This is a genomic window from Xanthomonas sp. JAI131 (assembly GCF_013410075.1).
GTDB lineage: Bacteria > Pseudomonadota > Gammaproteobacteria > Xanthomonadales > Xanthomonadaceae > Xanthomonas_A > Xanthomonas_A bonasiae.
In genome coordinates, this window is sequence record NZ_JACCCN010000003.1 from 122,757 (window position 1) to 149,442 (window position 26,686).

Annotated in this window: 18 protein-coding genes and 1 riboswitch; of the genes, 6 read left to right on the plus strand and 12 right to left on the minus strand. The window is 68.8% G+C overall.

Annotated features, from left to right (window positions below; all coding sequences use genetic code 11):
* Positions 1–15 precede the first annotated feature (15 nt).
* Complete coding sequence (locus HDC36_RS13625; RefSeq protein ID WP_179568331.1) at positions 16–687, minus strand: hypothetical protein; 672 nt, start codon at positions 685–687, stop codon at positions 16–18.
* Positions 688–1,086: 399 nt separating this feature from the next.
* Here HDC36_RS13625 and HDC36_RS13630 point away from each other — a divergent pair, with 399 nt between their 5' ends.
* Positions 1,087–1,470, plus strand: coding sequence for a hypothetical protein (locus HDC36_RS13630; protein WP_179568333.1), 384 nt, complete (start codon positions 1,087–1,089; stop codon positions 1,468–1,470).
* Between the two features lie 20 nt (positions 1,471–1,490).
* Here HDC36_RS13630 and HDC36_RS13635 read toward each other — a convergent pair whose 3' ends face one another.
* From HDC36_RS13635 to HDC36_RS13645, 3 genes are all read right to left on the minus strand, one after another.
* On the minus strand, positions 1,491–3,440 hold the full coding sequence (locus HDC36_RS13635) for a tetratricopeptide repeat protein (protein ID WP_179568335.1): 1,950 nt from the start codon (positions 3,438–3,440) through the stop codon (positions 1,491–1,493).
* Positions 3,441–4,098: 658 nt separating this feature from the next.
* Entirely contained in the window at positions 4,099–4,923 is an 825-nt protein-coding gene (locus HDC36_RS13640) for a UDP-2,3-diacylglucosamine diphosphatase (protein WP_179568337.1), read from the minus strand.
* The gene (locus HDC36_RS13645) at positions 4,920–6,638 is read right to left on the minus strand and encodes a lysophospholipid acyltransferase family protein (protein WP_179568339.1); all 1,719 of its coding nucleotides are present in this window, start codon (positions 6,636–6,638) and stop codon (positions 4,920–4,922) included. The genes HDC36_RS13640 and HDC36_RS13645 overlap by 4 nt, the downstream gene beginning before the upstream one ends.
* A 205-nt stretch (positions 6,639–6,843) precedes the next feature.
* Here HDC36_RS13645 and metK point away from each other — a divergent pair, with 205 nt between their 5' ends.
* Positions 6,844–8,055 (plus strand): methionine adenosyltransferase, encoded by a 1,212-nt coding sequence (metK, locus tag HDC36_RS13650; protein ID WP_179568341.1) that lies wholly within the window; start codon positions 6,844–6,846, stop codon positions 8,053–8,055.
* 230 nt (positions 8,056–8,285) lie between these two features.
* Here metK and HDC36_RS13655 read toward each other — a convergent pair whose 3' ends face one another.
* The 6 genes from HDC36_RS13655 to ppc form a co-directional block, all read right to left on the minus strand.
* Positions 8,286–9,527: a histidine-type phosphatase gene (locus HDC36_RS13655; RefSeq protein WP_179568343.1), complete on the minus strand. Its 1,242-nt coding sequence runs from the start codon at positions 9,525–9,527 to the stop codon at positions 8,286–8,288.
* A 308-nt stretch (positions 9,528–9,835) separates the two neighbouring features.
* Positions 9,836–12,646, minus strand: coding sequence for a TonB-dependent receptor (locus tag HDC36_RS13660; RefSeq protein WP_179568345.1), 2,811 nt, complete (start codon positions 12,644–12,646; stop codon positions 9,836–9,838).
* Between the two features lie 565 nt (positions 12,647–13,211).
* Positions 13,212–15,071: an alpha/beta fold hydrolase gene (locus HDC36_RS13665; protein WP_255432771.1), complete on the minus strand. Its 1,860-nt coding sequence runs from the start codon at positions 15,069–15,071 to the stop codon at positions 13,212–13,214.
* A gap of 80 nt (positions 15,072–15,151) precedes the next feature.
* Positions 15,152–16,240 (minus strand): DUF4105 domain-containing protein, encoded by a 1,089-nt coding sequence (locus HDC36_RS13670; protein ID WP_255432746.1) that lies wholly within the window; start codon positions 16,238–16,240, stop codon positions 15,152–15,154.
* On the minus strand, positions 16,237–16,803 hold the full coding sequence (locus HDC36_RS13675) for a TetR/AcrR family transcriptional regulator (RefSeq protein WP_179568349.1): 567 nt from the start codon (positions 16,801–16,803) through the stop codon (positions 16,237–16,239). Before HDC36_RS13675 ends, HDC36_RS13670 begins: the two co-directional genes overlap by 4 nt.
* A 114-nt stretch (positions 16,804–16,917) precedes the next feature.
* Positions 16,918–19,635 carry a phosphoenolpyruvate carboxylase gene (ppc, locus tag HDC36_RS13680; RefSeq protein ID WP_179568351.1) on the minus strand — a complete coding sequence of 906 codons (2,718 nt, stop codon included), beginning with the start codon at positions 19,633–19,635 and terminating at the stop codon, positions 16,918–16,920.
* A gap of 366 nt (positions 19,636–20,001) precedes the next feature.
* Positions 20,002–20,100: riboswitch (S-adenosyl-L-homocysteine riboswitch) on the plus strand.
* A gap of 35 nt (positions 20,101–20,135) precedes the next feature.
* On the opposite strand from ppc, the gene ahcY reads away from it, so the two are divergent.
* The 3 genes from ahcY to HDC36_RS13695 all read left to right on the plus strand — a co-directional run bounded on the left by ahcY (position 20,136) and on the right by HDC36_RS13695 (position 23,047).
* Positions 20,136–21,581: an adenosylhomocysteinase gene (ahcY, locus tag HDC36_RS13685; RefSeq protein ID WP_145705491.1), complete on the plus strand. Its 1,446-nt coding sequence runs from the start codon at positions 20,136–20,138 to the stop codon at positions 21,579–21,581.
* A gap of 309 nt (positions 21,582–21,890) precedes the next feature.
* Positions 21,891–22,265, plus strand: a complete 375-nt coding sequence (locus HDC36_RS13690; protein ID WP_179568353.1) for a hypothetical protein — start codon at positions 21,891–21,893, stop codon at positions 22,263–22,265.
* 227 nt (positions 22,266–22,492) lie between these two features.
* Positions 22,493–23,047 carry a transglycosylase domain-containing protein gene (locus tag HDC36_RS13695; RefSeq protein ID WP_179568355.1) on the plus strand — a complete coding sequence of 185 codons (555 nt, stop codon included), beginning with the start codon at positions 22,493–22,495 and terminating at the stop codon, positions 23,045–23,047.
* A gap of 45 nt (positions 23,048–23,092) precedes the next feature.
* On the opposite strand, the gene HDC36_RS13700 is transcribed toward HDC36_RS13695, so the two are convergent.
* Together HDC36_RS13700 and HDC36_RS13705 are read right to left on the minus strand one after the other, a co-directional pair.
* Positions 23,093–23,650: a DUF3228 family protein gene (locus tag HDC36_RS13700; protein WP_179568357.1), complete on the minus strand. Its 558-nt coding sequence runs from the start codon at positions 23,648–23,650 to the stop codon at positions 23,093–23,095.
* Between the two features lie 267 nt (positions 23,651–23,917).
* A complete protein-coding gene (locus HDC36_RS13705; protein WP_179568359.1) occupies positions 23,918–24,841 on the minus strand; it encodes a M14 family metallocarboxypeptidase in 924 nt (307 codons plus the stop codon).
* 337 nt (positions 24,842–25,178) lie between these two features.
* Here HDC36_RS13705 and HDC36_RS13710 point away from each other — a divergent pair, with 337 nt between their 5' ends.
* Entirely contained in the window at positions 25,179–26,606 is a 1,428-nt protein-coding gene (locus HDC36_RS13710; RefSeq protein WP_179568361.1) for an alpha-amylase family protein, read from the plus strand.
* The last annotated feature ends 80 nt before the right edge of the window (positions 26,607–26,686 follow it).

Below are 26,686 nucleotides of genomic sequence, written 5' to 3' on the forward strand. Positions count from 1 at the left end.
CCGAGTCAGATGGACTCAGTTGGGCGGCGTGGTGGTGGTCGTGCCGAAGATCATGTCGTGAGCCTCGTGGGAGACGGTGGCCGCAGTGGCGGCATTGTTGGCCGAGGCGAAGAAGCCTCCCACGTCGGCCGCGACGACGGCCAGCCATTTCCAGAACCGTCCCTTCGAGGTGACGCCGCTCTCGGCCGCCTGTTTGGACCAGTAGCGGTTGGAATGCCTGGCCACGCTCAGCCCGCCCAGGATCAGCGCGCCGTTCTCTGACTTGGGATCGAGCCGCGCGATGGCCTCGCGCTCCAGCGCCTCGAACTGCGCCGCCGCGGCATCCATGTCCACGGCGTTTTCGACGATCTGGTCCATGCGCACGAGGAACGAATATTCGTAGCTGTTGAACTGTTGACGCAGCCCGGGCAGGTTTTCCGTCAACGGCCGCGTCGGATCGATGGAGTCGACGATCGGCTGCTGTGTCGCGATGAATCGCTCCAGCGGCACACCAGGGGCGTAGCCGCACTTCTTGACCAGGAGGGTCAGCGCATCGTCGGGCGAGGCGTTGAGATCCATCAGGCAGCCGAGGTACATGTTGTGCTGGATACCGGCCTGGTCCACCGGATTCTCGGCCGCCAGCGCGGGGACGCAGGCGGCGCTGCCGGCCAGCAGGGCAAGGGTGGCGGCAAGGAGCTTCTTGGTCATGAACGTTCTCTCTGGATGGAAGGATGGGGTGATGCGGTCTTGCGCAGACCTTGGGATGTTCCGGCGATGGGTCAGTGGACGTGGCGCGGGCCTCCCGAAGCCGCTATGCACCGCATCGGCCACTGGCGCGATGCGGCGATGTCAGGCTAGGCAGCCAGGCCTCGGCAGACGAGGGCGAAACCGGGTCGCCACGGGAGCGAACCGGGTCGATCGCCCAACCCTCGGCGGCGGCACCACGCCGCGATGGACCGCGGACGCGCGCCCGCAGCGCGGCAGGCATATCGAAGAATCAACGCCTTACGCGGATTTATTCCCGGTCTATACCCGCAGGCGCGCTGGCATTGGCGGCGTGGCCGCTCTTACCCTGCCGGTCCCGTTTCCACCATTGCGAGGCTCCCCATGCTTGCGTTCCGCCCCAACGTCGCTACCGCCCTCGTCGCGCTCCTCGCCTTGCCCGTGGCCGCTCTCGGCCACGACACGCTGCCACCGGACTGGTGCCTGGAAGAGGGCCAGGAACCGCAGATCGTGATGGAGTTCGATTTCAACGGCGGGCAACTGCGGGAACTGATGGACAAGTGCGGCGTGGTCGACCACGAGCAGCCATACATGAACGCCCTTGAGACCATTGGCGCCTACTGCGACATCGTGGCGCCGTCGAGAGCGGCGAAGCCGCTGATCCTCGGACCGACGACCTTCCTGGCGCGGGACCACCACAGCGCGTACCGCATGGAGCAGGGCCTGAAGGGCGCCTGCGTGGTCTGCCCGGCCAAGCGCCGCCGCTGACGGCCGGATGCGCGCTCGCGTCAGACGAGCGCGTCGCGGCGCGTATAGGCCAACACCGCGTCGATCCGCGACTGCAGCGCGGCGCGCGCGTCGGCCGGCAGCCCGTCGCATTGGGCGAGCACGAAATAGGCCGAACGCAGCACATCCCGCCAGCGCGGGTTTTGCGGCAACTTGGAGACCGCCAGGTAGCGCTCCATCGCGCGTGCGCGCAGGCGGCCGTCGTCGATGTTCACGCGCCAGATCCGGCTGCGCTCGGCCAGCTCGAGGCGGCCGGTGCCGGTGGTCCGCTCCCAGGTATCGATGACCGCCAGCATGAGCTCGACCAGCGTGCGCCGGAACGCATCGCGCGCTGGCGGCGCGGCTGCGCCTGCCTCCTGGTCTGCTTCCTGGCCTGCCTGCCGGCCCGCGGCCGGGGAGGTCTGCACTGCGACGCCGTCGCGTTCCTGCAGGGCGAGAACGACCAGGCCGTCGCCTCCGGACCAGGGTGCGAGCGTGGCGCGCAGCGCCTTGCCGTGCTGCGCGGCGAAGGCGACCTGCTGCGCCGCGCTGTCCTCCATCCGCTCCAGCGCCGACTGCAACGCGGCACGATCGGCCGCGCACACGAAGGCGGCGACGGGCTGCCCCACCGGCTCGGCGTCGTCGGCGCCGCCCAGCAGCAGACGGCCGGCACGATTGACGACCAGGACCTGGCCTTCGGCATCGAGCAGACACACCGCGTCCTCGCGGCTGTCGAGCAGGGTCTGCAGCAGGCTGCGATCCTCGGCCAGCGCACCGGCCTCGCGCCGGTAGCGGGCGAGTTCCTCCTCGTGGCGGATCCGCCGCGCTTCCTCCAGCAGGCGCGCGCGTTGCCGGCGCCGCTGCAGCAGCAGCCAGCCGCCAAGCGCGGCCGCAAGACCGGACACCAGTACCAGCCACAGCAGCAGCGTGCGTTGGCGCAGTTGCGCCTTGCGCAGGCTGTTCTCGCTCGCCAACCGGTCGATGGTGCGCTGCTGCTCGGCGCTCTCGAAGCGGATCCGCAGCCAGTCCAGCTGGCGGTCGTGCTGTGCGCGCATCAGCGCGGCGGCGTCCGCGTTCGCACGCCGCAGCGTGGCGTTGGCGGCCACGGCATCGCCCGTGCTTTCCTGCAGCCGCGCCAGTTCCTCCAGCAGCGGCACCCGCACCGGATCGCCGCTGGCGGCCGATGCCAGCGCCTCGCGCAGGCGCGCGGCGGCGGCGGCGGCGTTGCCGTCGAGCCGTGTCGTCCGCGCCATCTGCAGCTGCAGCGCCGAAGGCAGCGGCAGCTTCCATGCGTCAGCCAGCGCCAGCGCACCGGAACTCCAGCGCCGCGCCTGCGGCACGTCGCCCAACGCCAGCGCCGCGCGGATCAGGCCGTCATGGACCCGCAGCTCATAGGCCCGGCGGCCCTTCTCGCGGTAGACGGCCAGGGCCTCCTGCAGCCAGGCCAGCGCCTGGCGTGTATCGCCGCTGTCAAGGGCCAGCTCTGCCATGGTCTCCTGCACATGCGCCGCCTCGATGGAGTCGCCCTTCGCGCGGTTGGCTGCGAGCGCATCGCGGTAGTAGCGCATCGCGGTGTCGGGCTCGCGCAATTCGCGATACACGTCGGCGATGTTGTTGAGCACGGACGCCGCGGCACCACCCTGGGCGCGCTGGATCCCGAGGCTGACCGTCATGTTGCGCAGGGCGCCGTGAAAATCGCCGAGACGGCGCAGCGCCGCGCCCACGTTGTTCAGATCGCGCGCCTCCGCCTCGCGATCGCCGAGCGCCCTGGACAGCGTGACCGCGCACTCGAACCGCTCCAGCGCCTGCGCAATGCGTTCGCGGCGAAAATCGAGAATGCCGCGGCGGCGGGTGAGTTCGTAGCGCAAGCGTTCGTCGCCGCCGTCGCCGATGTTGGCGTCGGCGCAGTCCAGCGCCTGTTCGGCAGCCTCGAAACGGCCGATGTCCAGGCGTTCCTTGGCTTGTGCGAACAACGCTTCCACCTGTCCGTCGCCCGCCGCTGCCGAAGGCGAAAGTCCCGCACGCTGGACGCACAGCACCGAGTCCGGAAGTGTGCGGGCCAGCTTGGCGTCCGTGCAGCCGTATACCGTGTTTCGCGCGATCGAGGTGCCGCTCGCCATGAGCAGGATGAACGTGCACGACAGTCCCAGGTTTGCCGGATGCCGGGCAGCGACGCCGGAAGGAGCCGGTGCGGTCGGGCTCATCCAGTTCCACGCGGATCGCAGCGACCGGCCGGACAGTTCCTTCCCTGGCTTCAGTTTCTCCATGACCCCCGACGTGATCGAGATGCGACAAGCTTGCGCGGCGCCGTGCGTCGGCGCGACAACCAGGCTCGATCGTGGCGTCCTGCCCGGGCTTGCCGCTCCGACGAAACGCAGTAGACCCGATGGGACGCATGCCGATCAAGCGCAAGCCGCGTTTCACGAACGCGACGCATCGATCATGGGATGTACGGCACGCCGTGATGCGCCGCGTCCCTCAGCGCGAATGCGCGGCGTCGAATCTGGCGGTCAATCGCGGGCGGCACTGGTCGCGGACGCAAACGCTCCGCACCAGCATGCGCAGGCACGGACGCATGACCTGCCGAAGCGCTTGCCCTGGCAATGCGCCGTCTCGCGCAAACCGCCGGATTCAGGCCGCCCGCGGCCAGGCGCTGTCCTGCACCGAGCGCAGGCGCGGCGGCAGTTCGGCCAGCACTTCGTCGCGATGCGAGAGCAGGCGCAGGGTACCGTCGGCCTCTTCCGCGAGCGCGGTCAGGCTCTCGACCCAGTCGCCGTCGTTGGCGTAGACCAGGCCGTCGCGCTCGAACAGGCCGGCGCGGTGCACGTGGCCGCAGACCACGCCGTCCAGGCCGCGGCGGCGCGCATCGTCCAGCCCGGCGTCGACGAAGCGCTCGATGTAGCGCTCGGCGGCGCTGCTCTGCCGCTTCAGGTAGTCGGCCAGCGACCAGTAGCGCATGCCGAAGCGGCGGCGCACGCGGTTGGTCAACTGGTTGCCGGTGAGGATGCGGTAGTACAGCCAGTCGCCGAACTTCTCCTGCAGGCCGCCGAACTGGGTGACCGCGTCGTAGTCGTCGCCATGCACCACCAGCAACCGGCGGCCGTCGGCGGTCACGTGCACTGCGCGCCGGCGCACCTGCATCGCCGGCAGCGCCAGGCCGCAGAAGCGGCGGATCGGGCGATCGTGGTTGCCGGGCACGTAGATCAGTTCGGTGCCGCCGCGCGCCAGCGCGTGCAGCGCATCGATCACGCGCTGGTGCGCCGCGCCCCACACCGCGCGGCGCTGCGCCATCCACCAAAAATCGACGATGTCGCCGACCAGATACAGCTGCTTGCACTGCAGGCCGCCGAGGAAGTCGGCCAGTTCGCGCGCATGGCAGTGCGGCGCGCCCAGATGCACGTCGGACACGAACACCGCCCGACGCGGGGGCACAGACAAGCTGCTCACATTGTTCATGCCATCACCTCAGCTTCGCTACGTGGCCGTTCCAGGTAGCGCACGCGCTTCTTGCTGCGAATGCGCTGCAGATCCAGTTCGATCAGGCCATCGACCGCGTCGTTGAACGCCGGATCGACGCCGAAGGCGAGGAAGCGTGCGCCGCCCGGCTCGCACAGCTCGGTGTATTGCTTGTAGAGCATCGGCACCGCCGCGCCGAGCGCGTCCAGGTTGCCCTTGAGCACCTTGAACGCGGTGTCCGCGTCCAGCGCGTCGAACGCCGGCGGCGCCTGCGAATAGTCGAACGGCCGCGCCGAGGCGGCTTCGCCCAGCGCATCGCCGTAGTAGCGCGCGTAGTAGGCCACGATCTGCTCGCGCGCCTGCCGCGGCAGCGCCGCGCTGATCGAGACCGCGCCGTACAGATAGCGCACCTGCGGGTAGTCGCGCAGGTAGGCGCCGATGCCCTGCCACAGGTAGTCGATGCTGCGGCTGCCCCAGTAGTCGGGCACCACGAAGCTGCGGCCCAGCTCCATGCCGGCGGCGATGCGCGGCAGCAGCGCTTCGCCGTAGCGGAACAGCCCGGCGGTATAGAAGCCGGCCAGGCCGCGCTCGGCCAGCACCGGCGCACCGCGGGCCACGCGGTAGGCGCCGACCACGCGCGCGGCGGCGCCGTCCCACAGCACGATGTGCTCGTACCAGGTGTCGTAGTCGTCCAGGTCCAGGCGCCGGCCGGTGCCCTCGCCGACCGCGCGGAAGGTCAGCTCGCGCAGGCGGCCGATCTCGCGCAGCAGCGCCGAGCCGGCACGCAGCCGGCCCACGCGGATCTGCTTGCCGTCCACGGTCTGGCCCAGGCTGCGCAGCGTGGCGAGTTCCGCCGCCACCGCGGCCGGATCCTCCGCCGCGACCAAGGGTTCCTCGCTCGGCGCGGGCACGTCGGCGCCGGCACGGCCCAGCGCATACAGTTCGCGGCGCAGGCCGCGCATCAGTTCGGCGTCGGACTGCCCCTGCGGCAGCACGCGGGCGCGGCCCAGGCTCAGCGCGATGCGCCGCTCGCGGCGGGCGAACATCTCCCGCGCCAGCAACGCGGTGCCGGCCGGCTTGAACAGCGCCGAGGCGCCATAGAACAGCGCCGAGTTGCGCGCATGGATGCGCACCGGCAGCACCGGGGTGGCGGTGCGCAGCGCGAAGCGGGTGAAGCCGCGGCGCCAGCGCCCGTCGGCCACCCCGCCCCAGCCCAGCCGCGACACTTCGCCGGCCGGGAACACGATCACGCACTGCTCCTGCTCCAGCGCCTGCTCGATCGCGCGCACGCTGGCCGGCGACGGCGCGCCGCCGAGGATGCGCACCGGCAGCAGCAGCTCGCGCAGGCCTTCCAGTGCCCACAGGAAGTCGTTGGCGACGATCTTCACGTCGCGCCGCACCTGGCCCACGCAATCCAGCAGCGCCAGCGCGTCCAGCGCGCCGGACGGATGGTTGGCGACGATCAGCAGGCGCCCGCGTGCCGGAATGCACTCGGCGGGGGTCGGCGCGACCACGTAGCGCGCCTGCAGGAAATCCATCCCGGCCTGGACCAGGGCGAAGCCGCGCAGTTCGTGACTGGCGTCGAGGAACGCCTCCAGCGCGTCCAGGCCCGACCATTTCTGCAGGCCGCGCAACAGCGGCCGCACCAGCCGCGAGCGGCGCCCGGCGAACCAGTGCGGGTAGCGATCCTGCAGACGACGTTCGAGTGCGAGCACGGCAAGCCCCCTTGCTGACTGCGCACAGCTTCGGCCCCCGCGGCGACACCGATCTTGCAATATGACTACGGCAAAGTGACGCCCGCGGCCCCGCCGGCTGACCGGTTAACCTTGCCCAACGGCGGCCGGGCCACAATGCACAGCACCGCGCGCCCGTGTATCATGCGCGTCCATCTTTTCATCCGAATACAAGGATATAGCCGCGATGTCCAGCTATCTCTTCACCTCCGAGTCGGTCTCCGAAGGCCACCCGGACAAGATCGCCGATCAGATTTCCGATGCGGTGCTCGACGCGATCCTGACCCAGGACAAGCGCGCGCGCGTGGCCTGCGAAACGTTGGTCAAGACCGGCGTGGCGATCGTCGCCGGCGAAATCACCACCAGCGCCTGGATCGACCTGGAAGCGCTGACCCGCAAGGTGATCCTGGACATCGGCTACAACAGCTCCGACGTCGGCTTCGACGGCGAGACCTGCGGCGTGCTCAACCTGATCGGCAAGCAGTCGCCGGACATCAACCAGGGCGTGGACCGCAAGAAGCCGGAAGAACAGGGCGCCGGCGACCAGGGCCTGATGTTCGGCTATGCCACCCGCGAGACCGACAGCTTCATGCCGGCGGCGATCCACCTGTCGCACCGCCTGGTCGAGCAGCAGGCCAAGATCCGCAAGAAGAAGAACTCGCCGCTGGCGTGGCTGCGCCCGGACGCCAAGAGCCAGGTCACCCTGCGCTACGAAGACGGCGTGGCGACCGCCATCGACGCGGTGGTGCTGTCCACCCAGCACGACCCGGACATCAAGCAGAAGCACCTGGTCGAAGCCGTGCGCGAAGAGATCCTCAAGCCGGTGCTGCCGGCCAAGTGGCTGCACAAGGGCACCAAGTTCCACATCAACCCGACCGGCAAGTTCGTGATCGGCGGGCCGGTCGGCGACTGCGGCCTGACCGGGCGCAAGATCATCGTCGACACCTACGGCGGCTGGGCGCGCCACGGCGGCGGCGCGTTCTCCGGCAAGGACCCGTCCAAGGTCGACCGTTCCGCGGCCTACGCGGCGCGCTACGTGGCCAAGAACGTGGTCGCCGCCGGCCTGGCCGACCGCTGCGAAGTGCAGGTCTCCTACGCCATCGGCGTGGCCGAGCCGACCTCGATCTCGGTCACCACCTTCGGCACCGGCAAGATCGCCGACGACAAGATCGAGAAGCTGATCCGCAAGCACTTCGACCTGCGTCCGTTCGGCATCATCCAGATGCTCGACCTGATCCACCCGATGTACCAGCAGACCGCGTCGTACGGCCACTTCGGCCGCACCCCGAAGGCGTTCACCTACACCGACGGCACCGGCGCGCAGCACAACGCCACCTCGTTCTCGTGGGAAAAGACCGACCGCGCCGACGCGCTGCGCGCGGACGCGAAGCTGAAGTAAGCCGGCGCTTCGGCGCTTGCACGAAAACGGGCCGCATCGCGGCCCGTTTTTTTTGTTCGCCTCGGCATCGTGGCAGAACGCGCATCTCCCCTGTAGGAGCGGCTTCAGCCGCGACCGGGCGTTACCGGAAGCGCCCGCTCGCGGCTGAAGCCGCTCCTACAACAAGCGGCGGCAACTCTCTTCCGGCAGGCGACACGCCTCACGCCAAGGCAAGCCGCGGGAATGCCCTCTCACCCGCGCCGCTGCAACGAGTCCTGCAACACCTTCTGGAACTGCTGCAGCGTACACAGCTGGGTCTTGGCGTCGCTGCAGCCCGGCACGTGCAGGGTCTGCAGCAGCGGCGGCTTGCGCAGGCTCAGCGGGGTCAACTCGCGCAGCTGGTCCAGCGATTGCGCCTGGTAGCGCAGGCGCACGTAGCGCTGGCCGCTGCGCGTGTCGCGCAGTTGCTCGAGCACCAGCGCGCCGCCCGGCGGCGAGTCGTCGCGGCCGAAGCCGGGCAGATGGAAGTGCAGGTCGAGCAAGCCGCTGAGCGCGGCGATGTGGGTATCGCTGGCGACCAGCACGCTCAGCTTCGGCGCCTCCGCCACGCCCAGCGTGTCCAGCACCCGCCGCGCCAGCGGCGCGCCGGCGCGCGCGGCCATGTACTGCGGCCGCGCGTAGATCTCGAACAGCAGCGCATGCAGACGCGACACCACGCCGATGCGTTCGCGGGTGGCGCGGCCCCAGCCGACCTGGTCCAGCGGCAGGCCTTCGGCGTATTGCAGGATGAACACCTCGGCGGTGCCGGAGGTCAGGTCCAGCGGGCCATGCATGGCGATGCCACGGCCGTTGCCGCTGGCGCTCAGCGACGACGGCATGCGCGCGAAATCGCAGTCCTTGGCGCTGCAGCCGAGGATCTGCCGCATCGTGCGCAGTTCCTTCGCGTAGGGCGCGAGCACCGCGCCGGGACCGCCGGTCTGGCGCTGGATCGACGCCACCGCGGCGTCCGCGTCGAAGTCCACCGCACCGGCCTCGACCGGACGGAACAGCGGATCGTCGCTGCCCTGCGGCTGATGCCCGGCCTGCAGTCCGCAGCCCGGAGCCAGCGTCTCGGCCAGGATCTGCGCGCTGGCGATGGTGCGCTGGTCGGTGTTGGCGTAGACGCTGACCGCGCCGTCGGCAGGGCAGCCGGCGGCCGGCAGCACGCCGTCGCGGACCAGCCATTGCCGGGTGTAGTCGCCGCTCAGCTGCACGGCCACGCGGCCGTGCGCGGTGAGCAGGCTCGCCGGCGTGTTCCACACCGGCCACGGACGGTCGGCCAACGCCGCCGCCGCGGCTTCGCCGTCCAGCGGCGCACGCACGCCATGACGGAACAGCATCACCACCTGCTCGACCTGCAGTGACGGCGCAGACGCTTCGCGCGCGGGCCGCGCCTGCGCGCCGGCGGTTGCCGCCAGCACTGTCAACAGCATCCACCGCATCCGCTTGCTCATCGTCGTTCCAGAAAAAAGGGGAAAGAAATCACTCACTGCGCGGCATCCATCGCACTGCATGCCGGTGCGATTGCAGCGCAGGTCCATGGCGATCGCGTGTCGGTCGCCGCACTGCGGCTGGCCGGACACACCCGCAATTCATCGCTGCCGCAACATTGCGCTGCGGACACCGACGCCAGCTACGCGCGCCGGCCCACTGGCGATCGTGCGCGCGCGCCACGCGCCCAACGACCGCATGCATGCCGACGCGCGCCGCGGCGACATGCCGCGACGCGCGAGGGAAGCCGGCCCATGTACCGGCCGTTGGCTCAGAACGTGTACTTCACGGTCAGCAGGCTGGTGCGCCCGGCATCGACGATGTCCGAGATCGCGGTGCTGTTGCGGCCCACATGCGCCCAGTAGCTCAGGCGATTGGTCAGGTTGGCCACCGACAGGTCGGCGCGCAGGTGCTCGTTCACCGCATAGCCCACGTGCAGATCGACGCGGGTGATCGGCTTCACCCACAGGTCGTCCCAGCTGGCGCCCTGGTCCAGGTAGTCGTAGACCGACACGTATTCGCCCGAGTAGTGGTAGCTCAGGTTCACCGACAGCGGCCCCTTCTCGTAGAACAGCTCGGCGTTGGCCATCAGGTCCGGCGCGTTCTGGATGCGCTCGTCGTGGAAGCCGGTCATGCCCAGATCGACGCGGGTGGACTGGCGGGTGACGTTGGCGCCGATGCCGAAGCCGTCCAGCGGCGCCGGCATGCCCTGCAGGGTCTGCCGCACCGCCGCTTCCACGCCCAGGACCTTGCCGTCGCCGCCGTTCTGCGGACGCACGTAGCGCACGCTGCCGCTGGTGCTCGCCCCGGCATTGGCCGCATCCGAGCCGTTCTCGTAGATGTAGTCGGACAGGCGCTTGTAGTAGCCGGCCAGCATCGCGTGGCCGCCGACGCCGTTGTCCCACTCGCCGGAGACGTCGACATTGACCGCCTTGATCGGCTTCAGGTCGGGATTGCCTTCGGTGATGGTGGTGATGCCGTCGCTGGACACGCTGTAGCTGGAACCGCCGCCGAGCTGCACGAACGCCGGGCGCGTGTAGCTGGTCCACACCGAGGCCCGGTACACCGCGTTGGCGTTGCCGGGACGATAGTTCAGGAACACGCTGGGCAGCGGCACGTCGTAGGTGGTGTGGTTGTTCTGGAAGTAGCCGGCTAGCTCGTTGCCGCTGCTGTCCTTGGGCATGGTCCAGTAGGTGTTGCGGATGCTGGTCTGTTCGAAGCGCAGGCCGGGGATGATCTCCAGGTCGCCGGTCTTGAACGTGGCCATCGCATAGGCCGCGGCCACCGCCTCGGTACCGCGCATGGTGTCGCAGTTCTGATTGTTGACCGCCAGGCTGCCGCAGGTGTCGAAGCTGCTCGCGGTCAGGTACTTGGCGATCGAGGCCTTCAGCGCCGAATTGCTCAGCTTGACCGTCGGGTAGTCGTACTTGCCCGGATACACCGAGTCGTAACTGCCGCTGACCAGGCCGGTGTTCTCCAGCAGCGTGCCGTCGGTGAACTTGGCGGTGGTCCAGTCGCGCTCGGTGAACTCGCGCGAGCTGTCCACGTACTTCACGCCGAACTGCAGGCTGCTCAGCGCGCCCTCGTCGAAGTCGTAGCGCGCGTCGAACTTGGCGCCGCCCTTCTTCTGCCCGCTGTAGGACTTGGTCAGCTGGCCGTGGCGGCGCGCGTACAGGCTGCCGATGTCGTCGGCCTGGTTCTGCATCGCGGTGGTCAGCTGCGGCACCGGGAAGCCTTCGCTGTCGTAGCTGATGAAGCTGTTGGCGCCGTACGGGAACTGGGTGGAGCTGTACTGATCCACGCGCGCAGAGACTTCGATGTGGTCCGGGCGATCGTTGTCGCCGAAGCTGTAGAACAGGTTCGGCGACAGCGTCCAGTTGCCGAGCTGCTTGTCGCCGCCGAACTGGAACGTGGCCAGGTCGGCCACTTCCGGATTGGTCTCGTACCAGTAGCGCACCGCGACGCGGTTGATCTGCGGCTGGTACACGCCGGTGCTGCCGATCTGGGTGTAGCTGACGCTGGCCGGCACGAACTGCGTATAGCCGGTGTTCTGCTCGGTCTTGGCGTAGGCGTAGGTCGCCCGTGCGTACAGCTGCAGGCTCGGGTCCACATGCCAGTCGAAGGAGACGTTGCCGCCGTAGCGCTTGGTGTCGCCGCCGGAATAGCCGATGTTGGTGCCGGTGGACTGCAGCGAATCTTCCGCGTCGTAGCCGGCCGCCAGCGCGCCATTGGCGGTGGTGCGGGAGAATTCCCACGAACCGTCGTTGCGCGCAGCGGAGGCGCTGGCCACTTCGCTGTTCACGTAGTGGCGCTCGTCGTAGTACGCGCTGGCGTAGATGCCGAACTGGTGCTCGCTGCCGAACTTAGCGTGGAACTCGCCGGCCGCGCCCTTGCCCAGGCCGCTCTCGTCGTAGTCGCGGGCGCGGCTTTCCATGCGCCCGCTGGCGGTGATGCTGCCGCCGATCGCGTCGCTGTAGTCGAAACCGCTGGGAGTGCGGTAGTCGATGGTGCCGCCGATCGCATCGCCGTCCATCGCCGCGGTGGAGGTCTTGTTCAACACGATGGTCTGCAGGCCGGACGGCGGCAGCAGGCTCAGCTGCACGCTGCGGCTGTACGGCATGCCCTGGGCGACGTTGACGCCGTTGATCAGGTTGACGTTGTATTCGGCGTTGAGGCCGCGCACCGAGGCGAACATGCCCTCGCCGCGCGCGGCGCCGTCGACGCCGCCGAAATACGACTGCCCGGTGTTGACCACGTTGACGCCCGGCAACAGGCCCAGCGCCTCGGCGATGTTGTGCACGGCGGTGTACTTCAGGTCGTCGGCCGACAGCACGTTGGCGGTGTTGCTGGCCGCCATCTGCATGTCGGCGGCGGTGTAGCGGTTCGCCGCGACGGTCACGGTCGACAGGGTCTGCGCATTGCCCTTGGCGGCGGCCGGCGCGGTGTCGTCGCCGGCGGTGTTCTGCGCCTGCTCCTGCGCGGGGTCTTCGGCATGGGCGGCGGCGGCGAGGGCCAGGCTCAGGGCCAGGGCGATGGATCCGGCAAGCCGGTGCGGCCTGGCGCGGTGCGATGCGTGGTTCATGGAAATTCCATCAGGACGTGGGGTGGTGTCCCGGCACGCGACGACGCCGCGGCCGGAGAAGGCAAAGCGCTGCCCGTATCGCCGGCGCGGAGCCGGCAACTGGGCGAACATCTGGGGGAGTTCCGTGTCGGAGCTGGACCGTGCGAACTGACGGTCCGTTAACAACTGCGGCGCATTGTGTGCGTCGATGTTTGCAGATGCGTGACGGAGTTCATAGGTGAACGGAAATGCGATACGTCAGTGATGCATACGCGTGCGTATCGCAAGTGCGCATGGCTGCGGCGCTTTTTCCGCTGACATCCGGCGCGCCATAACGCCACCGCAGGAGCGGCTTCAGCCGCGACGAACGACGCGGCGGGCCTGACGGCGACGGAGACTGTCGCGGCTGAAGCCGCTCCTACAGTGCACCCAGATGGCGTCGTGTACGCCCTTGGGAGCGACGCCAGGCGACATTCACCATCGGTCGCAACGAGTTTTACCGATAGTGCGCGTCGCGACTGAAGGCGCTCCCGCAGAAGGCGCTCCCACGGAGGGATCTAACCGGGTGCCTATCGACTCCGTCGCATCACTCCGACGCGATCTGCGCATGCAGGATGCGGCGGATCTCCAGGATCGCCTGCGGCGTCTCCTGCACGCTGTGTCCGGAGGTGATCACCAGTTCCGATTCGGCGCCATCCAGGTGCGCGCTGCGGTAGGGCACCAGCCCATCGTCGGCGACGGCCAGCGGCAGCGCCGGGTTGCGCCGGGCGATGATCGAGTTGTAGCGCACGGCTGACGAAATCGGCAGCTCGGCGGCCGCACGCACGAACGGATCGGTATCGCGCAGATTGTCGATGCCGTTGGGCAGGCGCTGCGGCACGCCGTCCTGGCCGGCGATGTCCTGCATTACCTCGGTGAAGCGCTGCAGCAAGGTCACCGGCAAGCGAATCAGTCCGCCGACCAGGCGCCCGATGCTGCCCTCGGCGATGGCGGTGCCGCGGTGCGGCGCGGCGATGAAGATGGCGCGGTCCACCTGCGGCAGCGGCGCGAAGCGCAACAGCGGCTGCAGGCGCTCGCGTACCCGCGCGCCACGTTCGCCGCTCAGGTCGCGGCCGGCGAGCAACGCGTTCCAGATGCGCTCGCCGGAGCTGCTGACCAGCAGCCGCGCGATCACTCCCCCCATGCTGTGGCCGATCAGCACCATGTGCTGCGAGGCCGGCGCCTGCCCCTGCGGATCGAAATTGTGCAGGGTCTGCTGCAGCAAGGTTTCGATCTGCGCGCGGTTCCAGGCGATCGGCATGTTGGTCGGGTAATAGACCTGCCAGATCTGGTAGTGGCGGCGCAGTTGCTCGTCGCCCATGATCTCGTTGGCGACGTTGACCCAGGCCTCGGGGCTGCTGCCCAGGCCGTGCAGCATCAGCACGATGCGCCGGTTCGGGTCGTAGGGCTGCATCAGGTACAGGTGCGGCTGCTCGATGCCGTGTTCGCGCCCCAGCATCGAGCGCAACGACTGCTTGGCGAAACCCGAACGCGCCAGCCACAGGCCGTAGGCGGCGGTGAAATTGGCGGCCAGCGGCAGCCGCTGGCCGTGCACGACGACCTCGTTGTCGCGATACGGATCGTAGGGCGCGATCACCACGCTGCGCGTGTCCAGCACCTGCGCCAGGCTGTCGCCATCGAAGCGCAGCAGCACGGTGGTCGGCGCGTACGACAGTTCGCTGTAGCCGGCGGTATCGGTAGCCGCTTGCCCTGGCTTCGCAGCGGCCATGATCGCGGTCGGATCGCCGACCTGCGCCGGCGACACTTCCGCCACCAGCTCGGCCCCGAAGCCATCGCGGCGATAGGTGCTGCGCAGGCCGTCGAAACGCAGCGAGGCGGCAGGCACCATCGCATTCGGCCGCGCCACGCCGCCCGGCAGGCGGAAACTGTCCAGCTGCGCGCGCACTTGCCAGCCGGCGGCAGCCAGCGTGTCGTCGTCGCGCAATTCGCCGCTGGCGCTGCGCGCGCGCCAACGTTCGAACATCGCGCCGACCACGTGCTGCACCGCGTAGTTGTAGTAGTCGCGCACCTGCGTCTGCCGGTCCTCGAAGGCGCGCGCGCTGGCCGGGCGTTCGGTATAGAACAGGTAGGCATAGGCGTAGCGCGCGGTTTCCAGCCATGCCTGCAAGGCTGCATCGTCGAGTGCGACGTTGCCCTTGGGCGTACGCGTCGTCGCCGCGCGCAACCACAGCTCCGACAAGGTCGCCAGGCGGCGTTCCTCGTCCAGTCCCTGCACCGTGCGCAGTTGCGCGGCGCAGGCGGGGATGTCGGCCTCGCAGGGCTTGCGCTCGATCGCGACCACGCGCAGCGTTTCCTGGCTGGCGTCGCTGAGTTCGCCGGTGCTGAGCACGTCGCCGCGCTTGGTCGCGATGTAGTCGCCGGCCGCGCGCGACTGCACGGTGACCATGGCGCAGCCGGACCCGGCGAGCAGGCCCACCGCCAGCAGCGCGCGCGCCGCCAGCTGCCGCACCGCGCGCGCGGCGCGCATCAGCGCGGCGCTCCGGGCGGTTCTTCGCCGGGGATGCCTTCGCGGATGCGCTGCGAAAAGTCGGCGCCGGCGCCGGCCTGGCGTGCGCGCTCGCCGATGCGTCCGCGCGCCTGCAGCGTGGCCAGCGCGTAGCCCGGCACGAAGCCGTGCTGCGCATAGACATAGGACGGCAGATAGCCGGACAGCAGCAGGCGGTAGTCCAGCGGCAGCTGCGGCTCGAACTTGCGCACCAGCTCGAACACGATGGTGGTGCAATTGCTGGTGGCGGTGTTGTAGAACTTCGGCGTGCGCTGCAGCTGCTGCGCCTGCGCCACGTAGCCCATGAACAGCTGGCGCAACTGCGCGCGCGGAATGTTCAGCCGGTACAGATAGACGTCTTCGCCGCGCACGTTGCTGCGCACCGCGAGGATGTCGCGCTCGTCGGCGGCGATCATCGCCTGCTCGAAATTGCGGAAGAACCCGGCCAGCGCGGAGAACGATTCGCCACGCTCCTTGCGGATCTCCAGCGAGAACACCACCCGGCGGCCGTCGTCGAAGCCGAACGAGACCAGGGTGTGGGCGATCGCCGGCCCCATCCAGTAGGACAGCGCCAGGTCCGCCGAGGCCAGCCGGTCCAGGTCGTACTGGCGGGTTTCCCAACGCGGCGTGTAGTCGCTGTCGCTGCGCCAGGCGAAATTGCGCACGTTGTGCAGGGTGACGAGGTGGCCTTCGACCTGCGGCTGCAGCGGCTGCGCCACGTCGTCGGCCCAGTCGCGGTTCTGCTCGGGCAGCAACTGCGACCAGCCGAACACCAGGCCGGCGCAGGCGACGGCGAAGATCCACGGCAGCACGCGGTAGTCGCGGGGATGGCGCAGGCCCCACAGCGCGGCGCCGCCCATCGCCAGCCACAGCAACGCCGAGGCGTAGCGCACCAGGCTGCCGGTATGCGGCAGGTAGGCCAGGAACAGCGCGCCCCAGACGCCGGCCAGCACGATCGCCAGCGCCACCGTTGCGCGCAACAGGCGTGCCGGCCAACCCCGCTGCGCGGCGTTGCGCGCCGCAATCGCGGCGACGGCGCGGGCCTGTCCTCGCTCGCGACGCAGGCTCATAGCGTCGCCGCCGCCGCGGGCGTGGCCAGCGCATGGCACAGCAGCCGGCAACCGCGTAGCGCCAAGGCCTTGCGTTCGGCTTCGTCGCTGCCGCGTTGGCAGGCGCCGAGCATGTCCATCAACAAGGTGAGGTCGTCGCCGTCCAGACCCTGGCGGCACAGGCCGGCGTCGGTGGCGCGCTGCAGGAACGGCAGCAGGATCGCCATCAGCCGCGCATGCGCCACTTCGATCTGCGGATGGTCGCGCGGCATCGAGCGCCAGCAATCGGCCAGCGGCGCGGACATCGCGATGTGCTCGGCGACATCGCGCAGCAGCAGGAACAGGCCGTCGGGGCGCTCGCCGATATCGCGCGCGCAGCATTCCAGCCCGTCCAGGGCGCGCTGCAGGAGCGCGATCATCAGGTCGGTGCGGTCGGCGAAATTGCGGTACAGCGTGGCCCGGCCCACGCCGGAGCGTTCGACCACCAACTCCAGCGGCGCGAGCACGCCGTGCTCGCAGAATACTTCGTCGGCCGCATCGAGCAGCAGGCGGCGACGTTGGGCGGCATCGGCACGGAGATCCATGCCGGGATTATCGGACAATTTTGTCCACTTGCAAGCGCAGTGCTGGCCGGACCGCATCCGGCGGCCCGGCGGCGATGCTGGAAGCACGGCCACCGGGTCCGGTCCGGCCGCTGCTCAGCCGGTGTTCTGCACGCCTTGCGAGACGCCGTTGACGCAGGCCACCAACGCGCGCAGCAGGTCCTCGTCCTCGCCGTCGGTGGCCCGCCAGCGCTGCAGCAGGTCCACCTGCAACACGCTGATCGGATCGATGTAGGGATTGCGCAGGCGGATCGACAACGCCAGCCGCGGGTCGTGCTGCAGCAGCGACGCCTGCCCGGTCAGCGATTTCACCCAGCCCTTGGTCAGCGCGAGTTCGTCGCGAATGCGCGGGAAGAAACGCTCGTGCAGCGGCCCGGCCAGGCGCGAGAACATCTCGGCGATGTTGAGGTCGCCCTTGGACAGCACCATCGCGATGTCGTCGAGGAAGGTGCGGAAGAACGGCCAATCGGTGGCCATCTCGCGCAGCGTGTCCTCGTGGCCGGCCTCCACCGCCGCGCGCAGGCCGCTGCCGACGCCGTACCAGCCCGGGATCACCGCCCGCGCCTGGCTCCAGGCGAACACCCACGGGATCGCGCGCAGGTTGTCCAGCGCCGCATCCTGGCCCAGCCGCCGCGACGGCCGCGAGCCCAGGGTCATGCGCTCGATCACGTCGATCGGCGTGGCCAGGCGGAAATAGCGCATGAATTCGGCATCGCCGACGAAGCTGCGGTAGGCGCGGGTGCTGTGCTCGGCGACGATGTCCATCACCGGCCGCCACGCGTCCTCGCGCGCGTCCAGCGCACGCGGACGCATGCTCGACAGCAGCACCGCGCCGGTCATCTGCTCCAGCGAGCGCAGCGCCAGGGCGCGGATGCCGTACTTGCGGTGGATCACCTCGCCCTGCTCGGTCACCCGCAGGCGGCCGTCGACGCTGCCGCGCGGCGCCGCTTCCAGCGCGCGCGTGGTCTTGCCGCCGCCGCGCACGATCGAACCGCCGCGGCCATGGAAGAAGGTCAGGCGGATGCCGAGGTCGGCGGCCGCATCGAGCAGTTCCACCTGCGCGCGCTGCAGGCCCCAGCGCGAGGCGGCGATGCCGCCGTCCTTGCCGCTGTCCGAGTAGCCGAGCATCACCATCTGCACGTCGTTGCGCGCGGCCAGGTGGCGCCGGTAGACCGGGTCGGCGAGCAGGTCGCGCAGCGTGTCGGTGCCGCCGCGCAGGTCGTCCACCGTCTCGAACAGCGGCACGATGTCCAAAGGCACCGCGCCTTGCGCATCGACCAGGCCGCCGCGCCGCGCCAGCGCCAGCACGGTCAGCACGTCGGCGCGGTTGTGCGCCATGCTGATGATGTAGCTGCCCAGCGCATCGGCGCCATGCCGCGCGCGCGCGTCGGCGAGCGCGGCGAACACCGCGTCCAGGCGTGCGTTGCCGGCATCCTCGGGGGCGGCCGGCAGGATCTGCTCGCCGCCGGCATAGGCGCCGAGCACGCTGGCACGGTCCTGCGCCGAACGTGCGTCCCACTCGTCCTCGCCCAGCGCCGCGGCGACCGCGCGCGCGTGCACGCTGGACTCCTGGCGCACGTCCAGCCGCGCCAGGTGGAAGCCGAAGCTGCGCACCCGCCACAGCAGCCGGCGCACCGCGAACCAGCCCGCGTGCAGGCCCTTGTTGGCCTGCAGGCTGTCGAGGATCAACTGCAGGTCCTGCTCCAGTTCGGCAGGCGTGGCGTAGGCGCCCGGCGCATCGTCCAGCGTCGCCTGCAGGCGCGCGCGCATCAGGTCGTTGAGCAGGCGGTACGGCATGTCGCCATGCCGCGGCCGCGAGCGCGCCGCGGCCTCGGGCAGCAGGTGCCGGTAGCGTTCCAGCTGCGCCAGCAGCGCATCGCTGACCGCCACCAGCGTGGTCGACTGGCTGAGCAGGCTGGCCAGCTGCCACAGTTCCTTCAGATAACGGTCCAGCACCGCGCGGCGTTGCGCGTCGAGCGTGGCGGTGATGGTGCCGGCATCCACGTTCGGATTGCCGTCCATGTCGCCGCCGACCCAGGTGCCGAACCGCAGCAGCCGCGGCAACGGCACCGGCTCGCCGTAGGTTTCCTCGATCGCGTGCTCCAGGGTCTCGTACATCACCGGGACCACCCGGTACAGCACCTGGGTCAGGTAGAAACCGACATGCTCGCGCTCGTCTTCCACCGTCGGTCGCACCGGCGAGGAATCGGCGGTCTGCCACGAGGCGGTCAGCGCCATGCGGAAGCGCGCCGCATCGGTGGCGCGCTCGCCGGGGGTGCGCATGCCGTCGAGGTTGTCGACCAGGCTTGCGACCATCAACTGTTCTTTCTCCAGCAGCGCACGGCGCACCGCCTCGGTCGGGTGCGCGGTGAACACCGGCTCCACGTCGATGCGCGGCAGCCATTCGCCCAGTTCCTGCGCGCTCACGCCCTGCGCCTTGAGCCGGCGCAGCGCGTCGTGCAGGCCGTCCGGCTGCGGCGTATCGGCGCTGTTGCGCTGGTAGTCGCGGCGGCGGCGGATGCGGTGCACGCGCTCGGCGATGTTGACCACCTGGAAGTAGGTGCTGAAGGCGCGCACCAGCGCCTCGGCGTCGCGCGGCGTGCGGCCGTAGAGCTGCTCGCTCAGCGACGACGGCGGCGCATCGCTCTCGCGGCGCGCGATCGCGGTGGTGCGGACGGTTTCGATCTCGTCGAGGAACTCCGCAGACACCTGCTCGGCGAGCAGGTCGCCGACCAGCGCCCCCAGTCGGCGGACGTCGTCGCGCAAGGGGATGTCGGGCGTGGCAAACACGATGCTGCTGCGGTACTCGTTCATCGGAAACGCATGGCTCGGCAGTGGGGGCGCCGCAAGACTAACCCAAAAGTATTAGTCCCTCGCCCGGCCTGGTAACGGTTACAAAGCGAACCATCGTGTGCCGGCGCAGGCGCCCCCCCTGCGGGAGCGATCTCGGTCGCGAGGCTTTCCAGGGAAGCCTCGTCGCGACTGAAGCCCACCCACGGGGAGGCCTGGCGACACCAGGAGCACGCACCAGCGAATCGAAGCGCTGGCTCCGGGGGCGCACCGGCCGGCAGGCGGCGGCGCGGCCGTGGTCGCCGAACCGGGCCTTGGGCGTGCGCCACGTCCCAGGGCCACCGCCCCATTCAAGTGCCTCACGCCGCAGCCGCTATAATCGGGTGTTCCTCCGCCGAGGGGCGCTGCGACCGTGTCGAGGTGGGTTTCCCGCCTCCAGACCCGGCCAGGCTCGGCGGCAGGCTTGAGCGACAACGGCGCCCGGACCTTCGCGAGTTTTCTCGCCATTGACCGGAGCACTACCGATGAACGCTGTACGCAAGAGCTTTTCCACCGAGGGCGACTACAAGGTCGCCGACATCTCCCTGGCCGATTGGGGCCGCAAGGAGCTGGACATCGCCGAGCACGAGATGCCGGGCCTGATGTCGATCCGCCGCCAGTATGCCGCCGCCAAGCCGCTGGCCGGCGTGCGCGTGACCGGCTCGCTGCACATGACCATCCAGACCGCGGTGCTGATCGAGACCCTGAAGGACATCGGCGCCGACGTGCGCTGGGCCTCGTGCAACATCTTCTCCACCCAGGACCACGCTGCCGCGGCGATCGCCGTCACCGGCACTCCGGTGTTCGCCTGGAAGGGCGAGAGCCTGGAGGAATACTGGGATTGCACCCTCGACGCGCTGACCTTCACCCTGGCCGACGGCACCCAGACCGGCCCGGAGCTGGTGGTGGACGACGGCGGCGACGTCACCCTGCTGATCCACAAGGGCTACGAGCTGGAGAACGGCTCCAAGTGGGTGGACGAACCCGCGTCCTCGCACGAAGAGCAGGTGATCAAGGACCTGCTCAAGCGCGTGGCGGTCGAGCGCCCCGGCTACTGGACCCGCGTGGTCAAGGACTGGAAGGGCGTGTCCGAGGAAACCACCACCGGCGTGCACCGCCTGTACCAGTTGGCCGAAGCCGGCACCCTGCTGGTGCCGTCGATCAACGTCAACGACTCGGTGACCAAGAGCAAGTTCGACAACCTGTACGGCTGCCGCGAGTCGCTGGCCGACGGCCTCAAGCGCGCGATGGACGTGATGCTGGCCGGCAAGGTCGCGGTGGTCTGCGGCTACGGCGACGTCGGCAAGGGGTCTGCGCACAGCCTGCGCGCCTACGGCGCCCGCGTCATCGTCACCGAGATCGACCCGATCTGCGCGCTGCAGGCGGCGATGGAAGGCTTCGAGGTCAACACCGTCGAAGACAGCCTGGGCCAGGCCGACATCTACGTCACCACCACCGGCAACAAGGACATCATCCGCATCGAGCACCTGACGCAGATGAAGGACCAGGCCATCGTCTGCAACATCGGCCACTTCGACAACGAGATCCAGGTCGAGGCGCTGTACAAGTATCCCGGCGTGCAGAAGATCAACATCAAGCCGCAGGTGGACAAGTTCGTGTTCCCGAACGGCAACGCGATCTTCCTGCTGGCCGAAGGCCGCCTGGTCAACCTGGGCTGCGCCACCGGCCATCCCAGCTTTGTGATGTCCAACAGCTTCGCCAACCAGACCCTGGCGCAGATCGACCTGTGGCAGAACAAGGACAGCTACGAAAAGCAGGTCTACCGCCTGCCGAAGAAGCTGGACGAGGAAGTGGCGCGCCTGCACCTGGAAAAGATCGGCGTGAAGCTGACCAAGCTCAGCGACGACCAGGCCGCCTACCTCGGCGTGTCGGTCGACGGGCCGTACAAGCCGGAGCATTACCGGTACTGAGTGGTTGGCGGGTTTATCCGTCTAACGCGAAGAGCTAAGAGAACGGGCGCCGAAAGGCGCCCGTTCTTTGTTGGTGGCCAGGCGCTTTCGAGAAAAATCCGGTCATCGCGGAAACGGCCGAGTTCCACTGACCAGCGGTCGCTTGTACACGATGGAGGCCGGTGATAGCGTCGCATCGGCCTGCATCCAGGGAACGGATATCATGATCAGACCCGCGCGTGACACCGGCAGGGCGTCCCGATGGCTTGAAAGCCTACTCGGATCCGCTACTCGAGCGGTCCCCCACCAACGAATCGACAGGCGGCGATCATGAAACGATCATTGCCGTGCCTCGCCCTGTTTCTGCTTTCCATGGGCTGCGTCAGAGATCTGCAGCATAAGCAATTGACAGAGATTCCATTGGCCGAAAAACCAGCCATCCCTTCGACCGAGTCCGCATGCAAGGCGGCCGGCCAGTTCTGGTCGGAACAGGGCTTGCCCGGCGGTCCGAAATCTTGCGCGGTCAGGACGACCGATGCACTCAAGATATGCACCGATAGCGCGCAGTGCCAGGGAAGCTGCCTGGTTGCTGAAAACTTGCCGCTGGGCGTAGCAGCAATCGGCAGTTGTTCAGCGTGGGTCGCAACCTTCGGTTGTTACAAATACATCGAAGGCGGCCGCGTCCATGCGATGTGCGCAGACTGACCATTTCCCAGCCTCGCTCGCGTACGTTGACGTTGGGCCGGACCGCAGAGAGGCTTCATCGCTGCTCATTGTTGCGCCGACGGTATATCCACCCCGAATTCGGCGATCGTTGATAAGGCAATGATGCTGGCAGCCTTCTCACCCAGCGCTTTCAGCCAACAGACGGGGAATCCCATGCGCGCCGAGCCGGCTTCGCGGCTTGACCTGATTCTCATGGGAGGTTGCCGATGAAAAGCATCGCCTTATCGACGCTGAAATCTGTCGCGGCACTTTTGCTGGCATCAATCGCCGCGATCGCCGCCTACGACGTCCTGGCATTTCAGCCGCGCCAACTGGAAATTCGAGCGCTTCTGAACCGCGCTCCGCCAGAAGATCGCGATCCACCGGCGTCGATCCGCCGCTACATCGATGCGGCGCATCGCTCCACCTATCCGCCATCCACCGCCGTCGCCCGCTTGCTGCTGGCGCGCCTGGGGACGCTACGTCACGAGAACGCGCTTTCCTGGCATGTGCGCGTCGTCCTGTGGGATCTTCTGGTGTCGCTGCACCTGTCGCAGGACCAAATCCTGGCGTTGTACAGCACCTTGTCCTACAACGGCGCCGGACATGGCATCAGCCAGCTGTCGCAGAAACTCTACGCAAAGCCTGCCAGTGCGCTGTCGGATGCCGAAGCGGCCACGGTCGTTGCCATCCTCTGGGCACCGGGCCTCTATCTGCACGACAAGTCGCGCCTGGAACGGCGCCGAGACCTTCTGCTGGCCCGAGCTCAAACCAGACATTGACACGTTCGGGCGAAATGCCGTGACCGGCCTAGCGTCTCGTGGCCACTATGGCCGCCAATTCGCATTGCTCTCCCAGAACGCCACGCTGCGCCGGTAGGCCTCACGATCCAGCGCCACGCCCGAGCCGCCCTCTTCCACGCCCAGCGCGTTGCGCAGCATGGTGATCGGTGCCATCGGGATCTCCTGCGGTTCGGCGGTGTAGAGGCAACCGACCACGCCCCATTCTGCGTCGATCGGCGCACCCTCGCGCGCCAATTGTTCGCGGCTGTAGAGGATCGGCAGTAGATATGAAGCGACCGGCGGCTCGACGCCTTCGAACCAGCGCACCAGCACCGGCAACTCTTCCCTGCTGCGCGCTTCGTAGCCGGAACGCAGCAGGTGGCGATTGGCCTCGGTGATCGGCACGGTCAGGCAGCGGGTGGAGGTCCAGTTGGGATGCACGTGCAGCTTGCAGAACGGCGCGTAGCCGTCCAGCACCCGCAGCGGCGTGGCGTCGTTGAGCTGGCGCTCGAACTGTTCCGGCGTGCAGTCCTGGATCGCGTTGCGGCGCGCGTCGCGCGGGAACAGGCGGGTGCGGGCGAAGGGGGTCAGGACGATGGACATGGCGGCGACGGTCACGAGGAGAGATCAAGCGTAGCGCGCTCACCGGGCGATGCACACCATGACCACCGTCCCCCAGGGTGGGGAGCGTCATCGCATCGATTCGGCCAGGCCGCCGTTGCGCACCGCCTTCTGCAGGAGGGGTTTCAACCCGGACGCCTTGCCGCTAGAGCCCCTGGTCGAAACCGGTCCTGCAAAAGAGTCGGCGCGGCGCGGCGATGCCTGCCAGTGCGCAGCCACGCAGCATGTGCCGACTTAAACGCCCGGCGTCTATTGCGGATGCGCCAACGCGTAGCCGATCGCCGCACGGATCGCCGCCACCTGCGCGGCATTGCATTGCTCCGGCGTCGCCGTTGGGCTGTCGGGGTAGACCTCGGTGGTCGTGGTGTAACGCGCATCGCTGATGCCCGCGCACAAGCCCAGCTTTTTCACCGGGTAGTTGATGACGCCATGCGCCACCACCGGCGAACCGATGATCTCGCCCTCGGCATCGGCGGGCGCGATATGAGTGACCTGCGCGACCGCGGCCACCACCGCCTGCTGGAACGCCGGCTGCGGATTCTCGCTGTCGCCGACCAGATAGAAGCCGTCGGGAATGCCGCCAGGCTCGTAGGCGACGCCATCGCGCGCGGCCAGCGCCGGCCGGAACTCGGATTCGTCGCTGTCGGTGGTTTCGTGCAGGTCGATGTGCATCGCGACGCGCCCGCGCAGCGGCGCGACCAAGCGCAGCAGCGCGGCCGATTCCTGCGCCGGGCTGTCCTCGCGGAACGACCGGTTGGGATCGATGGCGTCGGCATTCCAGCGATGGATGCGCTCGTAGGCCCATGGACTCACGCACGGCGCCACCAGCAGGTTGACGCGGCCGGCGTGCTCGGCCGCGTGGCGGTCGGCGAACTGCAGCGCACCATGCACGCCGCTGGTTTCGTAGCCATGCACGCCGCCGGTCACCAGCATGCACGGCAACGCGTCGTCCCACGCGCGACTGCGCAACGCCAGCAGCGGATAACGCTCCCCGGCGTACTCCAGCACACCGTACTCGACGATCTCCAGCGGCCCGCGCATGCGCTCGATCGCCGCCACCACGTCCGTTTGGTAGCTGCGCTGGCGACGCTGCCGCGCCAGCCACGCCGCCTTTTCCGCTTGCCCCCAGGGAATGCCGGGCGTGCCGATCGGATAGAAGGTTTCGAGTGTCATCGTGCGAGTCCGCATCTGCAGGTGAGGCGGGTGACTTTAGCATCGGGAAACGCCGGCCACCGCGGCCACGTAAGCTCGCGGCCGCATCGACATGTATGCCTCGCATGCAATGCGCTCGCGCGCCGCACAGCGCCGACAGAACCAGATGCCGATCCCGCTTTGCATCGGCCAATGCAATGAATACGTATGTAGCCCGCGCATGCTGCGCCGCGATGCGCGCTTAGCATCCACGCAGCGCCGCACGCCGTGTGCGGCGCGTCCGGAAGGGGGCCGGATTTCCCGACGCCACGCAGCGCGCCCGGCATGCGCGGCGTCCCGACCGAAGGAGATCTGTGTGATGCGCGAACTGCCCGCCGCTGCAATCGCTCCATTGCGCCCGCACCGCTGGCGCCTGTTCCTCGTCGGCCTGCTGCTGACCCTGGCCACCGCCAGCGCCCAGGCCGATGTCATCCTGCACGCTTTCAATTGGCCCTACGCCACCGTGGAAGCGCGCGCGGCGCAGATCGCCGCTGCCGGCTATCACAAGGTGATGGTGGCGCCGGCCTACCGCTCGCAGGGCAGCGCCTGGTGGGCGCGCTACCAGCCGCAGGACATGCGCGTGATCGACAACCCGCTCGGCGACACCGAGGACTTCGCCAGCATGGTGCAGGCGCTGGCCGATGTCGGCGTGGAAACCTATGCCGACGTGGTGCTCAACCACATGGCCAACGAGGCGGCGACGCGCCCGGACCTGAACTATCCCGGCAGCGCGGTGCTGTCGCAGTACGCCGCGGATCCGTCGCGCTACGCATCGCTGCGGCTGTTCGGCGACCTGTCGGTGAACTTCCTCGGCGCCGGCGATTTCGGTCCGGCGCAATGCATCACCGATTACACCGACGCCTACCAGGTCCGCACCTACCGCATCTGCGGCGGCGGCAGCGATCCGGGCCTGCCCGACCTGGTCGGCAACGACTGGGTGGTGCAGCAGGAGCGCAGCTATCTGCAGTCGCTGAAGGCGCTGGGCGTCACCGGCTTCCGCATCGACGCGGCTAAGCACATGACCTTCGACCACCTCAACCGCGTGCTCGATGCCGGCATCCGTTCCGGGGTGCACGTGTTCGGCGAGGTCATCACCGGCGGCGGCAGCGGCAACGCCGACTACGACCAGTTCCTCGCGCCCTACCTGCAGGCCACGCCGCACGCGGCCTACGATTTCCCGCTGTTCAATTCGATCCGCAACGCCTTCGCCTACGGCGGCAGCATGGACCTGCTGGTCGATCCTGGCGCCTACGGCCAGGCGCTGCCCGGCAACCGTGCGGTGACCTTCGCGGTCACCCACGACATTCCCAACAACGCCGGCTTCCGCTACGCGATCCTGGACCCGGTCGACGAGACCCTGGCCTACGCGTATCTGCTCGGCCGCGACGGCGGCGTGCCGATGGTGTACTCGGACAACAACGAGAGCGGCGACAACCGCTGGGTGGACGCCTACCAGCGCGACGACCTCAAGCGCATGATCGGCTTCCACAACGCCGCGCAGGGCAGCGACATGCAGGTGCTGTCGCACGATGCCTGCCACCTGCTGTTCCGCCGCGGCGATCTGGGCATCGTCGGCATCAACAAGTGCGGTACCGCGGTCAGCGCCACGGTGGCGATGAGCGGCAGCGTGTTGCGCTGGAACGTGGACTACAGCGACGCGCTCGGCTCGGGCAGCGTGGTGCGCATTTCCAGCAGCAGCTACACCTTCAGCCTGCCGCCGCGGCAGGCGCGGATGTGGAAGCGCTGATCCTGGCGCACCTTGCGTAGCCGTGCAGCGGCGCCCGCTGCCGCACGGCTGTGCCGCAGCCAGTGCCCCCCGCGCGATTC

Excerpts from the sequence above, each read along its gene's own strand:
- HDC36_RS13625 (WP_179568331.1), bottom strand. The coding sequence starts at position 687 with ATGACCAAGAAGCTCCTTGCCGCCACCCTTGCCCTGCTGGCCGGCAGC.
- HDC36_RS13630 (WP_179568333.1), top strand. The coding sequence starts at position 1,087 with ATGCTTGCGTTCCGCCCCAACGTCGCTACCGCCCTCGTCGCGCTCCTC.
- HDC36_RS13640 (WP_179568337.1), bottom strand. The coding sequence starts at position 4,923 with ATGAACAATGTGAGCAGCTTGTCTGTGCCCCCGCGTCGGGCGGTGTTC.
- metK (WP_179568341.1), top strand. The coding sequence starts at position 6,844 with ATGTCCAGCTATCTCTTCACCTCCGAGTCGGTCTCCGAAGGCCACCCG.
- HDC36_RS13655 (WP_179568343.1), bottom strand. The coding sequence starts at position 9,527 with ATGAGCAAGCGGATGCGGTGGATGCTGTTGACAGTGCTGGCGGCAACC.
- HDC36_RS13660 (WP_179568345.1), bottom strand. The coding sequence starts at position 12,646 with ATGAACCACGCATCGCACCGCGCCAGGCCGCACCGGCTTGCCGGATCC.
- HDC36_RS13665 (WP_255432771.1), bottom strand. The coding sequence starts at position 15,071 with ATGGTCACCGTGCAGTCGCGCGCGGCCGGCGACTACATCGCGACCAAG.
- HDC36_RS13670 (WP_255432746.1), bottom strand. The coding sequence starts at position 16,240 with ATGAGCCTGCGTCGCGAGCGAGGACAGGCCCGCGCCGTCGCCGCGATT.
- HDC36_RS13675 (WP_179568349.1), bottom strand. The coding sequence starts at position 16,803 with ATGGATCTCCGTGCCGATGCCGCCCAACGTCGCCGCCTGCTGCTCGAT.
- ppc (WP_179568351.1), bottom strand. The coding sequence starts at position 19,635 with ATGAACGAGTACCGCAGCAGCATCGTGTTTGCCACGCCCGACATCCCC.
- ahcY (WP_145705491.1), top strand. The coding sequence starts at position 20,136 with ATGAACGCTGTACGCAAGAGCTTTTCCACCGAGGGCGACTACAAGGTC.
- HDC36_RS13690 (WP_179568353.1), top strand. The coding sequence starts at position 21,891 with ATGAAACGATCATTGCCGTGCCTCGCCCTGTTTCTGCTTTCCATGGGC.
- HDC36_RS13695 (WP_179568355.1), top strand. The coding sequence starts at position 22,493 with ATGAAAAGCATCGCCTTATCGACGCTGAAATCTGTCGCGGCACTTTTG.
- HDC36_RS13700 (WP_179568357.1), bottom strand. The coding sequence starts at position 23,650 with ATGTCCATCGTCCTGACCCCCTTCGCCCGCACCCGCCTGTTCCCGCGC.
- HDC36_RS13705 (WP_179568359.1), bottom strand. The coding sequence starts at position 24,841 with ATGACACTCGAAACCTTCTATCCGATCGGCACGCCCGGCATTCCCTGG.
- HDC36_RS13710 (WP_179568361.1), top strand. The coding sequence starts at position 25,179 with ATGCGCGAACTGCCCGCCGCTGCAATCGCTCCATTGCGCCCGCACCGC.